Consider the following 13,660-nt stretch of genomic DNA (forward strand, 5'->3'; position numbering starts at 1 on the left):
CGGTTTGGTCGACAGACCGATCATCACGTAAGCTATCCAAGCCTCCGGCGGGGCCGGATGGGAGCAAGTCCGCTTGAAGTTGCGAGTGTGCAATGATGGCGGGGCCGCCCTCATCGTCTAGCGGCCCAGGACGCCGCCCTTTCAAGGCGGTAGCACGGGTTCGAATCCCGTTGGGGGCACGGTCCGGCTTCGGCCGGAGGCAACAAAGCTAGGTCCTGTGGAGCAGTTGGAGTGCTCGCCGCCCTGTCAAGGCGGAGGTCGCGGGTTCAAGTCCCGTCAGGACCGCCAGCGGAGAACGCCGCGCCCTGCGCGGCGTTCTGCGTATCGGGGCATGTGACCCTCCCGGCGGAGAACCCGCCGTGCGGGTAGCATGAACCGAGCAACACGGCCAGGTAGCTCAGTTGGTACGAGCGTCCGACTGAAAATCGGAAGGTCGGCGGTTCGACCCCGCCCCTGGCCACATAGCCTTTCGCCGGGCTACTGAAGCGCCGACCAGCGGAAACGCCGGTCGGCGCTTCTGCTGTGGGCCGATGGGCCGGGCGGCGATCTTGGCCGACCTTGACCCCCAGCGACCATGATTAGCCGAACCTCGTTGCACGGGCATTGCACGCGACTCCTGCTACTGAAGGCACAGATGACGCCGCTGAGCTGGCGGGAACGGTGGCTGCTACATGAGCAGCTCGCCGCGTTCGACCGCATCCCGGTCGCCGAGCTAGATGCTGTCCGAGAGCGGCTCAGGCAAATCTCCCGCGCCGCTGTGGCCGACCTTACGGACACGGTCAACGCAATCCCGGCCGCCGTGCTTGCGGACGCCTGGAAACAGCTTGACCAGATTCCCGCTGCTGCCTTGGCCGAGCTCGCAGAGAGGGCCAACACTGTGCCGACGGCCACGTTGGCGGCGTTCACGCAGCAGCTCAACCGGATTCCAGCGGCCGCCCTGGCCGACCTCGCCGATGCAGCCAAAGTCATCCCGGCCACCGTGCTGGAGGACGCACAGAAGCAGCTTGACCAGATTCCGGCCGACGTCCTGGCCGAGGTTGCCGTGATGGCGAAGCGCTTGGCGTCATCGGCCGCTCCAAGGGTCTACTCGTTGGCAGTCGCTTCCGGGACTGACCTCGTTGAACGCCTTGAGTCGTCCGCTGAGTCAGACCTGGCAGAGCCGGCGACTCTCGATGACCTTGCGGCCTCGGTCGCCGGGTCACCAAGCTTCGAGGAGCTTTGGTCGGCCGTCGAAGCCGAGCTGGCCTCGGTCCTTGAAGAGAACTCCGACGGAACACCAGCGCTTCCGGCCCCGCCCGAGGCGGCTGCTTGGCATGTCTCATCGATCATGCTCGGCTTACGGCTAGCGACACCCTCCATCGACAGCGTCGAGAAGGGCGCAACGGTTGCATCGCTCGCGGTCGTTGGCCTGGTCGCCTGCGGGGTACTGCGGTCGAGCTATCCCGACGTGTGGCAGAGTCTCGACGCGCTCAAACTCACCCCCTTCGAGATGCTGTATTTCCTCCTGGGGTACCTCCTCGGGCGTAAGAACAAGTAGTGGTAGGCCGGGGCTGGATCAGCGGATCTCCTCGTCGGGCAGTCGTAGACCGTCCAGCCTCCCCGGACGGGGACAAGGTGGAGCGCCCTACCGGACGAGTCTCAGTGGCGGGTGTCAGCGCCGCGTGGCCGCCACTCGGTTGAGGAAGTGTCAGCAAGGCCAGAGTCGCGGGGCCTGACCTGGCCTGACCTGCGCCATCATGTAGACGGCCGCGTCCAGGAACTGGCCGCCAATCCCTCGGCTCCCGCGCCAACGGACACGCAGCGGGCACGGCGACCGAGGGATCACGAGATCAGTTCGCCACCACGGACGACCTGCCGGCACCCGCTTATACCAGCGGAAACGGCTAACTGCTTGGCCTGGCTCCCAATCTGACTACCGACGGCTCGTCGTAATGGCCGCTAATGGTCTCGGATCTTACGGCAGGGTTGGCTCGAAGCTGGCGGCGATCTACACTTCCCCCATGGCGAAGAGGGTTGATCGACTGATGCCGCTGGGTTCTGCCCTTTTGGGTCTAGGTGGATCGCTGACCATCGGCTACTTGATCTACAGTCTGCAGGATTCGTCGCGCTCTTTTTGGCGTTGGCCGGGAGCCCTCGGTTTGGTGATCCTTTGCGCCGGGGCCCTAGTGCTGATCGCTGGTTTCCTCGCGCCCACCAAGTCTGATCCGGTCGAGACACGGCCTCAGATCCGGCAGAAGCAGAGCGGTGGCCGCCGATCCACCAACTATCAGGCTGGCGGCAACATCTCGGTCGGACAGGTCGACAAGCAAGAAAAGAAGTAGCGCCTTGGAGGCGAATCAGGAACTGCGCGGCGGAATGGGATCGACCAACTATCAGGCGGTCGGAGACATTCGCGTAGGCTTGGATGCAGAAGAAGCCGGCAAACTTATCGAACACGTCGCTGATGCCCTCAGGCCGCGACCGCCGGTATCGCCCGCTCCGCTACTGGGATGGGTACGCATCACACCGCAGTTTCTGGCCAGCCGCAAGCCACGTGCGGATCTTGCCGACTACTTCGACGGCCTAACGCCAGACTGGAAGGACGTCTGCCACCCCAAGCTCCGTCCTCGCCCTGCAGTGACAAGGGCGGTCAAAGCGTTCCGAACCAACGATCTCGAAGACCGGAGCATCCTTCTCCGTATCGGTGGAGCTACTGGCGACGGCAAGTCTACGGTTCTTTTACAGGCCGTTGCGCTGCTGGCGCAAGAGGGCCGCTTTGATGCCATCTATTGGCGGACCACGGCCGGCGGCCGACTTGGGCCGGATGCCTTGGCCTCGATGTGCGCCTCACAACGGACAGTTCTCATCGCATCCGATGACGCCGAGGCGCTTCTCCTAGACATCGACAGATTCGCGTCGACCAAACTGCATGAGGAAGATATTTTCGTCCACTTCCTGTTGGCTAGCCGCGATGTGGACTGGAATGGGGAGCGCGATCGGCTCGGATGGAGATTCAGCACGGCCGACCGATGGGCGTCGGCCTTCCGGGTTCTGCCGCCGATTCAGATGCAGGGAGTTGAACTAGCCGACGCCCAGGTTGTCGCGGATAATTGGATCAACTGCTCATTGAGCCGACCGGCGATGCTCGCCAGCAACAACATTAAGCAGATCTCGCAGGGCATGCTCGACGCCAGCCGCGCCTCCGAAGGGCGGCAGGCATTTATGGGTGCACTGCTGTCCATGCGTTTCGACTCAGAGCGCCTACGGCCGCGTCTGTTATCGCTGCTGTCCAGATTGGCTACGGTTCGTCCGGGCGACCCGGCTATCTCCCTTGCGGAATTCCTGGTCGTGCTCGCTGCTGTCGACGTCGGGGGCATCGAGGGTGTGCCCCGGGATATTGCCGCGCGTTTTCTTGAGATCTCAGAATCGGAGTTGCGGCCGTCGGTCGAGGTTCCGATGAAGCGGGAGTTCTTCCTAAGCACCTCGTCACGAGCTTTTTTCGCTCGGCATCCGAGCATCTCGAAGGCGCTGCTGGAGTTAGCCCTCAGCGACGATTCGGATTTGCGTGTGGAGTCGAGCCTCGAGAAGTTCATCGGCGACATATGCGAAGTCGGCAAACAAGGTTTTTTCCGGCCTGGGTTCGGTCAGCTAATTGACCTGGGGCGGCGTTTGATGAACAGCGGCATCTCGCGCGACCTAGTCGGGCCGCTTGCGCTCCATCTATGCCGTACCGCCTGTACCGTGGCACCGCGGGTGCTAAGTACCTTCACCGCACTATCGCAAGCGCTTCGTGACCTAGGCCGACCGCAATCGGCAATAACGGAGGTTTGGGAAGGGGAAGCGCCTCGGCTAGACGATCGCAGCGCGTGGGGCGACTACGCCAAGCATGTGCGTGGCGCATGGGCCGAACTGTCGGCCGCACTTGGAACTTCCGGGCACCGGTGGCCGTCGTACTGGGCGGCACAGGTTTCCATTTCGGATCGTCCAGCCAGCGGCCTAGACTCTCTTAGGCTGTCAATCTCGCTGAATCAACTGGCGCTGAACGCAAAGCTGGCCTGCGAACAGGGTGCGGAGCGGAGAGACTTCCTCGATCTGCTGATCGAGGTAGAGGCGCTCGCCAGCACACCTAAATTTTCTGACGTAAACCGTTATCCGTCACGATACCTTCAGCAGCTTGGCATCGCACCGCGTCAATTCGGCGGCGCGGACGCATTGGTCGCAGCGATTCGGCGGGCAGCGGACGCCATGCGCGCTTCTCAGCCGCCTCTACCCTGGTGTGACCGCCTGGCTGGCCCTCAGGATGACTCCTTCGATGCGCTAATAGAGCACGTGGCCCGGCGAGCTATGTGAAGCGGTGTCGCGCTGCCCTGAAGGTCCGAGGATCTCGTCTCTCACCTGCTTCGCCGTTCAGGAGTGGCGATGCCCTCGGCAATGCCCTTGGCCCTCTGCGCCAGCTTTCCGTGGGCCAGGCCTTGGCCTGCACCGGAGTGCTGCCGTTCTCGCCCTTGGCGGGCCCCCAAGTATCGCGCAGCCACCACGACACCCACCACTGCTCGCCACCGCTTCTCGATTCCCGCCAACTGCGCCTCTTGGTCGTACGCTCCGTGCGCCCATGGGTGCACGGGAGGGCAAGGAACCGCAGTCCAATGTCACGTTCCCTAGAAACCCGACAAAAGTTACCCAGTTCAGGTCAGGGCGTATGCCGACGACAAACCGAAAATCGGAAGGTCGGCGGTTCGACCCCACCCCTGGCCACATAGCCTTTCGCCGGGCTAAAGATGTCCCCACCAGCGGAAACGCCGGTGGGGATCTTCTTGTACGCCCTCCTGACGCATCGATCGGCGTTGCCCGTGGTTGACCGAACTTGGCCCGTGATCGCCGTCGCTAGTTGCACGTTCGCTGCACGCGCCCTTTTTGGCTACTCAGGGACAGTCAGTTCGGGCATGGCTGCATACCATCGATGGCACGACAACGGTGGTGGTATCCCTCGTGGTACTCGTGGCGCTGTCTATCGGGGCGTTCGTCTTCGTGGGCTGGCGAGACAGACAGCGGCTCTCCTCATCCGAGGATTCGGCTGCTGCCGGCGACGCGCGAGCTGACCAAGAGCGCTATACGGCAGAGCGTCATGGAGAACAGGGCGAGGTATGGCGCCGCGGCCAAACCCGGGGCATGTAAACGACGCCACCCGCTCCTGCTGCCATCCCGTCTGCCGCTGAAGCGCCGACCAGCGGAAACGCCGGTCGGCGCTTCTGCGTACGGGTTGCTGCCGTGGGCCGCCGCCGGGTGGCGACCGGCTCCTCGCCCGCCATTGCGGTGCCCACGTTTCCGCCCGCCGGACGCTTCAGTCGTGCTCGGGGATGCCGCGCACCCGGTGCGAGGCCGCGTGCACGACCTCGGTGACCAGCCGACGCACGTGACCTCCTCTGCCGCTGTAGAGCGCCCGCCGGCCGTCGCGCCGCATCGTGACCAGTCCCGCCAGGCGCAGCTTGCCCAGGTGCTGCGACACCGCCGGCCGCGCCACTCCCAGCGCCGCCACCAGGGCAGTGACGTCGTACTCCCCGTGGACGAGCAGCCACATCAACCGCAGTCGGGTGCCGTCCGCGAGCATCCGCACCATCTCGGTAGCTGCCTCGACGTGACTGTCGACAGGGAGACGTTGTTGCAGGTCGTTGGCACCTGCATCATTGTCGCGTGCGTACATGAGCACATATTATCGCCGCCGTCGGGGATACCTGTCCCGCTGTGCCGTCAGGGACGTTGGGAGACGCGGTGGAAGACCACGAGCACGACCACGACCACGACCACCCGCACGATCACGGTCGTCACCAACGGGGCCGGCTCGCCGCCCGCTGGCATCGGCTGACCCACGCGGTCGTCCCGCACTCGCACGACTCCCGCGCGAAGGTCGACCCCGCGCTGGAGTCCTCCCGGGAGGGCCTACGGGCCCTGTGGATCTCACTCGTCGGCCTCGGGGCCACCGCCGTCGCCCAGGCCGTCATCGTCGCGCTGTCCGGCTCGGTCGCCCTGCTCGGCGACACCCTGCACAACGTCGCCGACGCCCTCACCGCCGTACCGCTGGCCATCGCCTTCCTGCTCGGCCGGCGGGCCGCCACCCGCGCCTACACCTACGGCTACGGCCGCGCCGAGGACATCGCCGGCATCATCATCGTCGCGGTCATCGCCGCGTCCGCCGTCGCCGCCGCCTGGACCGCTGTCGCCCGGCTGCTGCACCCGGCCGAGGTGACCCACCTGCCCTGGGTGGCCGCGGCCGGCCTCGTCGGCTTCGTCGGCAACGAGCTGGTCGCCCGCTACCGCATCCGCGTCGGCCGCCGCATCGGCTCCGCCGCCCTGGTCGCCGACGGCCTGCACGCCCGTACCGACGGCTACACCTCCCTCGCCGTGCTCCTCGCCGCCGGCGGGGCCGCCCTCGGCTGGCGCTGGGCCGACCCGGCCGTCGGCCTGGCCATCGCCGTCGCCATCACCCTCGTCCTCAAGGACGCCGCCCGCGAGGTCTACCGACGGCTCATGGACGCCGTCGACCCCGCCATCGTCGACCAGGCCGAAGCCACGCTCCGCGCCGTCGACGGCGTCCGCGACGTCACCACGGTCCGGCTCCGCTGGATCGGTCACCGCCTCCACGCCGAAGCCGAACTCGTGGTGGACGCCCACCTCAGCCTCGTCGCCGCGCACGGGATCGCCGCCGACGCCGAACACCAGCTCACCCACGCCGTGCCCCGGCTGACCAGCGCCACCGTCCACACCGATCCCGACTGCCATCCCGGTGCCCACCATCACGCCGACCTGTCGCACGAGCGCCGGCAGACGATCTGAACGGCCCCTGGCACCGCGCCGCCGGCCGCACCCCGTGTCCGGGGTGCCCGCGTCCCACGGGCCGCCGTGCGTTCAGCTGACGGCAGCCCCGAACCACCTCGGCAGCTGACCGACCAGCCCCGCCTGGTCGTCGCCGACCCAGGCCACGTGGCCGTCCGGCCGCAGCAGCACGGCGGGCACGTCCAGTTCGTCGCCGCCGTCGACGACGTGGTCGACCCGGTCGTCCCACCCGGCGACCGAGAGCCGACCGGTCCGGTCGAGGAGCAGCCCCCGGCCGGCGTGCAGCAGCTCGTAGAGGCGTCCCCGCTTCAGGCCCACGTCGCGCAGCCGCCTGCCGAGCAGTTCGTGGCCCTCGCCGAGGTCGTAGCGGACCCCGATCGCGGTGATCTTCTCGATCAGGTGCCGGTTCACGTCCTGGAAGTCCATCAGCTCCGACAACAGTCGACGCACCGCCTGCGGGCCCGGCTCAGTCGACAGCAGGTACATCTGCGCCAGGGTGTTGTCCAGCACGTCGGCGGCCACCGGGCGCCGTTCGGCCCCGTAGCTGTCCAGCAGCCCCGCCGGGGCCCAGCCGTCGATCTCGGCGGCCAGCTTCCAGCCGAGATTGAACGCGTCCTGGATCCCGAGGTTGAGCCCCTGCCCGCCCGTCGGCGGGTGGACGTGCGCCGCGTCGCCGGCCAGGAGCACCCGGCCGATCCGGTAACGCTCCGCCAGCCGGGTGGCGTCGCCGAAACGGGAGAGCCAGCGCGGGGAGTGCACGCCGAAGTCGGTGCCGGCAGTCGCCCGTAGCTGCTGCCGGAACTCCTCGATGGTCGGCGGGACGGCGCGGTCCTCGGCCACCCCCGCGGCGGGCACGACGACCCGGTAGCACCCGTCCCCGAGAGGCGCGGCGCCGAACCTCAGCTGGGTCCTGCGGACCTCCGCGACGACGGCGGCAACCGTGGCCGGGTCCTCGGCCACCTCCATCTCGCCCAGCAGCGTCTCGACCCTGGTGGGCTCACCGGGGAAGCCGACGCCGAGCAGCTTGCGCACGGTGCTGCGGCCGCCGTCGCAACCGACCAGGTAGCGCGAGCGCAACCGGGTGCCGTCGGCCAGCTCGGCGTTCACCCCCGCGTCGTCCTGGCTCAGCCCGACCAGCTCGCAGCCGCGCCGCAGCTCGGCGCCGAGTTCGGTGGCGCGCTCGGCCAGCAGGCGGTCGGTGGTGGTCTGCGGAATGCCGAGGACGTACGGGTGGGCGGTGTCCAGCCGGTCCGGCGCCGGCTTGGGGATGCCGGCGAAGAAGCCGCCGAGCGGATGCTGCCCGCCGAGCGCGCGGAAGCGCCCCAGCAGGCCGCGCTGGTCCAGCACCTCGATGCTGCGCGCATGCAGCCCGAGCGCGCGGACGAACCTGGTCGGTTCCGCCTCCTTCTCCAGCACGAGCACGCGTACGTCGTGCAGCCGCAACTCGCTGGCCAGCATCAAGCCGGTCGGCCCGCCGCCGACCACGATCACGTCGATCATGGTGCCCCTCATTCACGAGATGGGAACTGGGCCAGCCGCCGCGTTGCGCCACCGCGCCGGTCTCCCGCAGCCGCGCCGCGGGTCCCGTCGGCGTCCGACGTCCCGCCTCGGCCCGTACGCCGACAACGGCACGCAACGCACAAAGCTCTGATTTCCGCAGGTTCTGGCCTCGGCCGACAATTCTGGGGCACCACCCGGGTCTTGCGGCAAGTCCCCCCGTGCGATATAGGTTGAGGGTGGCGGGGAAAGAGATCTCGCCCCTCCTGGCCCCTCCCCGCAGTCGGCTCGCTCCCTTCGGCTGTCGGACGTGGGCGATACCGTCCCGCCATGGCGACCAGGATCAGTCTGACCCTCGACTGCGGCGACGCGAAGCTCCTCGGGGAGTTCTGGAAGACGGCACTGGGCTACGTCGACGAGCCGCCGCCCGCCCCCTTCCACACCCGCGAGGAGTGGCACGCGAGTTTCGACCTGCCGGAGGACGACCCGGTGGACGACGCGGCGTGGCTCTGCGACCCCGAGGACGTCGGCCCCGCGCTCTCCATCCTCAGGGTCCCCGAGCCCAAGACGGCGAAGAACCGGTTGCACATCGACGTCCGGGTGCCGGGCCACGGCACCCCCGAGGAGCGGTGGACGCGGATCAGCGCGGAGGCCGAGCGGCTGGTCCGGGCGGGCGGGACCGTCCTGGAGGAGGTCACCGGGCACCACGTCGTCATGGCCGACCCGGAGGGCAACGAGTTCTGCGTCGCCGCCGCCTCGGCGTGACGGTGCTCCCCGTCCGCGCGTGCCGGCCGACGCCGACGGACGGATCCGGGACAGCGGTGGAGGGCCCGGCCGTGCCACGCTGACCCCGACCCGTCCTGGCGACCGGTGTGCGGCGGGCCGGCACGACGGGGGAAGAGACGTGGCCGAACGCTCGACCGCGCGGTCGACCGCACCCCGGGTGGTCAACTCGGGGCGGCTCGCGATGGGGCAGATGGTCGTGGTCGGCACGACGGCCGCCCTCTTCCTGCGCGACACCACCAGCGGCGGGTGGGTGATGCTCGTGTTCCTCGTTGGCGTGCACGCCTTGCTGCTCGCCGGCGTGGCGGCGCTGCTCGCGGTGACCTACCTGCTCGGCACGCTCACCCGCCACGGATCGCGGCTGACCGAGCGCCCCGGCCCCCGGTTCGGCTGGACCCTGCTCGTCTGGGTCGGCGGCGCCGCGCTCGTCCGCTACGGGCGCACCGCCCTCGGTGACCTCGGCTTCGACCTCGACCGGCACGCCGAGGTCGGCCACTGGTTGCTGGGCCTGGGGGCGGCGCTGGTGGTGGGCGCCTTCAGCCGCTCGCGACCGATGCGCGTCGCCTCCGCCGCGCTGATCGCCGTCTTCGTGATGGGCACGGCCACGCTGCGAGCCATCGACTGATCGCCCTGGCGGGGGCCGAGAAACCAGCCCGGCGCGGGAGACGAATTCGGTTGCGGCGGGGGCCGCGCTGCGATTGCGTACGCCCATGCTGACCGACGGCGTCGACTCGTACTTCGTCTGCGGCACCCCGCGCACCGGCAGCTCGCTCCTGCTCGGGTTGCTGGAGTCCACCGGCGTCGCCGGTCGTCCCCAGGCATACTTCCGCTCCCCCGACGAGTCGCTGTGGGCCGACCGGTGGCGGCTCCCCCGCACGGCCGACGGCGGCTTCGATCACGCGGACTTCGTACGCGCCGCCCTCGCCGCCGGCCGCACCGACAACGGCGTGTTCGGCGCGAAGCTCATGTGGGGAACGCTGGAGGAGCTGCTCGCCAGGCTCGCGGCGAGCCATCCCGACCTCGCCGGCGACGACGTCGCGTTGCTGGGCAGGGCGTTCGGCCGTACCGGTTTCGTCTTCCTGCGACGCGACGACGTGCTGGCGCAGGCGGTGTCGCGACTGCGCGCCGAGCAGACCGGCGAGTGGTTCCTCGGGGGCAGTGGGGAGATCAGCGGTGACGCCGGGACCGGGCGGGCGCCCCGCTTCGACGCGGACGGCATCCGCCACTACCTTGACGAGATCGGCGAGCACAACGCGGCCTGGGAGCAGTGGTTCGCCTCGCGGGGGATCCGACCGCACGTGGTGCGCTACGAGGAACTGACCGAGGACATGGCCGCCACCACCCGCCGCATCCTCGACTTCCTGCGGCTCGACGTGCCCGAGGACGCCTTCGCCATAGTTCCCCGGCACCGACGCCAGGCCGACGAACTCAACCGGCAGTGGATCGAGCGATACCGGGCGGAGGTGTCCGGCCGCTGACCGTCGGGCCGCCGAGGCCGGCCCAGCGGTGGGCCCGGCCCGACGCGAGTGGGCCCGGCCCGACGAGAGTGGGCCCGGCCCCGGCGCTCGCCCCGCTGGCCGCCTGGGCCGCCCCTCAGCGCCTCTGCTGGCGGTGCTGGGCCACCCCGTCCTGGATCGCCTCCCAGACGCTCCGGCCGGCCTGCCGGAGCGTCTCCCCCGCCTGCTCGGCGAGCTGCGCCGCGCTCTGCGCACCGCCCGAGATTTCGGGTCGTCGACCCGAGCCGCCCTCGGACGGACCCTCGGACGACTCGGCCCGTCCGGCCTCCTGCCCACCGCCGGGTCCCCGATCCCCGCCGGCCGTTGCGGCCGTACCGCCGCCGGGACCGCCGACCCGCTCACCGCCCGGTTGCCGCGCGCTCTGTTCCTCGCGCCCCGGCCGCTGCCCGCCGCGCTCCTCGCCGCCCGCCTCCGACGTGCCGCGCTCCGCACCGCCCGGTTGCTGCCCGCCCGGCCCGGAGGCAGCCGGGTGCCTTCCGTGTTCGCCGCCCGCTTGCTGCCCGCCGCGCTCCGGGGCGCCCTGGGCGTGTTCCTGTTCCCCGGGCCCGGTCGGCTGGCGGGCCGCCTCGCGCCCCGCCTGCTCGCGTGCGCGCTGCGCCTGCCCCTGCTCGCCCCCGCCCCCGGACCCGCTGGCGAGGCCACCACCCCGAGGAGCCTGCCCGGCTCCGGGAGCCCCGCCCGGCCCACCTCCGGGAGCCCCGCCCGGTCCGCCTTCGCGGGCCCCGCCCGGTCCGCCCTGCGCAACCCCGCCCGGCCCGGGACCGCCCCGCCCGGGACCGCCCCGCCCGGGACCCTGTCCCACCTCGCCCTGCCCGGGGCCGCCCGGCTCACGCAGGGACCGGTCGGCGACTGCACCGATGGCGCCGACCTGCTGCCCGAGGTCGTCGGTCGCGCCGCCGGCCCGCTCCAACGGGGGCTGCCCCGCCGGGCCGGTGAGCTGCCCCACGGGGCCGACGGCCCGCTCGCCCAGGTTGGCGATCCGCTGCGTCGCCCGGTTGACGTCGTCCAGCGAGGCCGTCGCCGTACGCGACAGCGCCTCGATGATCTGGGGGTTGCGGTCGATGGTGGTCAGCGCCCGGTCGAGGATCTCCACCAGCTTCTCCAGCCGCACCTTCAGCAGCGCCTCGGCGTGCACCCCGGTGAGGTCCAGCTCGACGCCCTTGAGGTGTACCCGGACCCCGGCGTCGAGCTGGAGGAGATTGGCCAGCCGCGTTCGCAGGGAGACGTCGGCGTCCAGCTCGTCCACCGCGAGCCGCACCGAGTCGACCGACACCTCGGGTATGTCCAGCAGGACGTCCGGCTCGGTGTCCCCGCCCCGACGGGCCGGCTCCATCCCCCTGTCGGGGCGGGGCGGCCCGCCCTCCCCGTCGCGCCGGTTCGATCGACCGCCGAGCTGGTCCGGATCCCGCTGCTGCGCGTTCTCGCTCATGCTCCCCGCTCCGCATCCTCCGGCCGGGCCGGCCGGGACCGTTCGGCGCGGGTACCCGCTATCCGGCCGAACATCCCGCCGGACGACCGCGCGAGCGGCCACCCGGGCCGGGACGGGATCGCCGTCGGGCCCGGCCGGCGGAAAGGCCCGGAGCGGGCGGTCGCGAAGCTGCGCACCCGGGCATCAGCCGGTATGGTCCGGGCCTATGGGACAGGAGATGGCTGACCCGGTCGGCATCCGGCAGGAGTCCGAACGGTTCGCGCTGCGCAGCGACCTCCTGGTCCCCGCTCCCGCCCAGCGGGCGTTCGAGGTGTTCACCGGCGGCCTGGCGCAGTGGTGGGTGGTGGAATACACCTGGTCGGGGCCGGAGCAGCTCGCCGACCTGGGCATGGAGCCGCGCGCCGGCGGCATGCTCTACGAGATCGGCCCGTACGGCTTCCGCTGCGACTGGGGCCGGGTGCTGACCTGGGATCCGCCCGAGCGGCTCGTCTTCACCTGGCAGATCGGGGCGGACCGGGCACCGGTGCCGGATCCCGCCAGGGCGAGCGAGGTGGAGGTGCTCTTCCAGCCGGAGGGGCCGGAGCGGACCCGGGTGCAGGTCGAGCACCGGCACTTCGACCGGCACGGCGAGGCGGCGGAGGGCTACCGGCAGGCCCTGACCGCCGGCTGGCACGAACTGCTCACCCGCTACGCCGCCCGGGTGGCCGACCGCGCCGCCGACTGACCGGCCTACGACACCGCACCGCCCGTCGCCGGCCTCCGTCTGCCCCGGTGCGTCGCCGCCAGGGCCGTGGCGCGTCAGCGGCCGAGGCCGGGGCGCGCGGCCCGCGCCGTGGCGGCGTCCCGCCCGCCGAGGTCGGCGCGGCGGCCCGCCTCGGCGCCCCGGCCGAACCCGCCGCCCGCGAGCCGGCGCGGCGCGGCGGTACGCAACTGCGGGTACACCTCGGCGACGCGGTGCCGGACCCGGTCCGACCGGTCGGCCAGGACCAGTGCCACCGAGGGCGCACCCGCCTCGGCGACGGCCCCGGCCTCCGCCGCCCGGAGCCGCACCCCGACCACGTGGGCGAACCCGGCCAGCCACGAGCGCCGGAAGGCGGCGACATGCGCGCCGGCCGGCGGCTCGGCGCCGGCAAGCCCGTGCGCGGCCTGCACCAGCAGCGACGTGAACAGCAGTTCGGCGCGTTCCAGGTCGCTGGCGAAGCCGAACAGGTGCATGGCGAAGCCGGTACCCTCCCGGCGGCGGACGCAGCGGCAGCGCAGCGGGTCGGCGACCGCGGCGAGCAGGCCGGCCTTGTCCCGGGCGTACGGGGCGACGACCTCGACCACCCGGTCGCCCACCGGGTCCGAGGCCGGGTCGCGGGCGGCCAGCAGCGCCCGGTCCACGCCGTAGCGGGCGATCAGCTCGGTCGCCTTGGCGGTGAACGCGGCCGACTCGGCGGGGGTGCAGGCCGGGTCCTCGGCCTGGGCCAGCAGCTTGCGCACCTTGCTGAGCATGGCGTCGGACATGCCGCTCAGCCTGTCACGCCGGCCCGGCCTCGCCGCACCGCGACCGACCGGCGGACGACCCGGTGACCGGTCACGCCGGCCCGATCTCGCCGCATGGCGGCCGACCGGCGGGTGGACG

The 13,660-nt window shown here is 70.7% G+C and carries 12 protein-coding genes and 3 tRNA genes; 11 read left to right on the top strand and 4 right to left on the bottom strand.

What is annotated here, in order from left to right; all coding sequences use genetic code 11:
* Window positions 1-106 precede the first annotated feature (106 nt).
* The 6 genes from AC5L34_RS05460 to AC5L34_RS05485 all read left to right on the top strand — a co-directional run bounded on the left by AC5L34_RS05460 (window position 107) and on the right by AC5L34_RS05485 (window position 4,329).
* Window positions 107-179 (top strand) — tRNA-Glu (locus tag AC5L34_RS05460).
* Between the two features lie 32 nt (window positions 180-211).
* Window positions 212-288, top strand: a tRNA-Asp gene (locus AC5L34_RS05465).
* Window positions 289-386: 98 nt separating this feature from the next.
* Window positions 387-460, top strand: a tRNA-Phe gene (locus tag AC5L34_RS05470).
* A 174-nt stretch (window positions 461-634) separates the two neighbouring features.
* Window positions 635-1,537 carry a hypothetical protein gene (locus tag AC5L34_RS05475; RefSeq protein WP_494823960.1) on the top strand — a complete coding sequence of 301 codons (903 nt, stop codon included), beginning with the start codon at window positions 635-637 and terminating at the stop codon, window positions 1,535-1,537.
* Window positions 1,538-2,000: 463 nt separating this feature from the next.
* Window positions 2,001-2,321: a hypothetical protein gene (locus AC5L34_RS05480; protein WP_494823961.1), complete on the top strand. Its 321-nt coding sequence runs from the start codon at window positions 2,001-2,003 to the stop codon at window positions 2,319-2,321.
* A 4-nt stretch (window positions 2,322-2,325) separates the two neighbouring features.
* Complete coding sequence (locus tag AC5L34_RS05485) at window positions 2,326-4,329, top strand: P-loop NTPase (RefSeq protein ID WP_494823962.1); 2,004 nt, start codon at window positions 2,326-2,328, stop codon at window positions 4,327-4,329.
* 991 nt (window positions 4,330-5,320) lie between these two features.
* Here AC5L34_RS05485 and AC5L34_RS05490 read toward each other — a convergent pair.
* Window positions 5,321-5,680 carry an ArsR/SmtB family transcription factor gene (locus AC5L34_RS05490; protein ID WP_441173721.1) on the bottom strand — a complete coding sequence of 120 codons (360 nt, stop codon included), beginning with the start codon at window positions 5,678-5,680 and terminating at the stop codon, window positions 5,321-5,323.
* A gap of 68 nt (window positions 5,681-5,748) precedes the next feature.
* On the opposite strand from AC5L34_RS05490, the gene AC5L34_RS05495 reads away from it, so the two are divergent.
* Window positions 5,749-6,810, top strand: a complete 1,062-nt coding sequence (locus tag AC5L34_RS05495) for a cation diffusion facilitator family transporter (RefSeq protein ID WP_494823964.1) — start codon at window positions 5,749-5,751, stop codon at window positions 6,808-6,810.
* Window positions 6,811-6,882: 72 nt separating this feature from the next.
* Here the strand turns inward: AC5L34_RS05495 and rox are convergent, their stop codons facing one another.
* On the bottom strand, window positions 6,883-8,310 hold the full coding sequence (gene rox / locus AC5L34_RS05500) for a rifampin monooxygenase (RefSeq protein WP_494824201.1): 1,428 nt from the start codon (window positions 8,308-8,310) through the stop codon (window positions 6,883-6,885).
* 327 nt (window positions 8,311-8,637) lie between these two features.
* Here rox and AC5L34_RS05505 point away from each other — a divergent pair, with 327 nt between their 5' ends.
* The 3 genes from AC5L34_RS05505 to AC5L34_RS05515 all read left to right on the top strand — a co-directional run bounded on the left by AC5L34_RS05505 (window position 8,638) and on the right by AC5L34_RS05515 (window position 10,568).
* A complete protein-coding gene (locus AC5L34_RS05505; RefSeq protein ID WP_494823966.1) occupies window positions 8,638-9,072 on the top strand; it encodes a VOC family protein in 435 nt (144 codons plus the stop codon).
* A gap of 139 nt (window positions 9,073-9,211) precedes the next feature.
* A complete protein-coding gene (locus AC5L34_RS05510; RefSeq protein ID WP_494823968.1) occupies window positions 9,212-9,715 on the top strand; it encodes a hypothetical protein in 504 nt (167 codons plus the stop codon).
* 85 nt (window positions 9,716-9,800) lie between these two features.
* A complete protein-coding gene (locus AC5L34_RS05515; protein WP_441173725.1) occupies window positions 9,801-10,568 on the top strand; it encodes a Stf0 family sulfotransferase in 768 nt (255 codons plus the stop codon).
* A gap of 115 nt (window positions 10,569-10,683) precedes the next feature.
* Here AC5L34_RS05515 and AC5L34_RS05520 read toward each other — a convergent pair whose 3' ends face one another.
* A complete protein-coding gene (locus tag AC5L34_RS05520; protein ID WP_494823970.1) occupies window positions 10,684-12,036 on the bottom strand; it encodes a hypothetical protein in 1,353 nt (450 codons plus the stop codon).
* A gap of 205 nt (window positions 12,037-12,241) precedes the next feature.
* Here AC5L34_RS05520 and AC5L34_RS05525 point away from each other — a divergent pair, with 205 nt between their 5' ends.
* Window positions 12,242-12,760, top strand: coding sequence for an SRPBCC family protein (locus AC5L34_RS05525; RefSeq protein ID WP_494823971.1), 519 nt, complete (start codon window positions 12,242-12,244; stop codon window positions 12,758-12,760).
* Window positions 12,761-12,834: 74 nt separating this feature from the next.
* On the opposite strand, the gene AC5L34_RS05530 is transcribed toward AC5L34_RS05525, so the two are convergent.
* Window positions 12,835-13,542: a DUF2786 domain-containing protein gene (locus AC5L34_RS05530; RefSeq protein WP_494823973.1), complete on the bottom strand. Its 708-nt coding sequence runs from the start codon at window positions 13,540-13,542 to the stop codon at window positions 12,835-12,837.
* Between the last annotated feature and the right edge of the window lie 118 nt (window positions 13,543-13,660).

It is taken from the genome of Micromonospora sp. ZG13 (assembly GCF_059359355.1).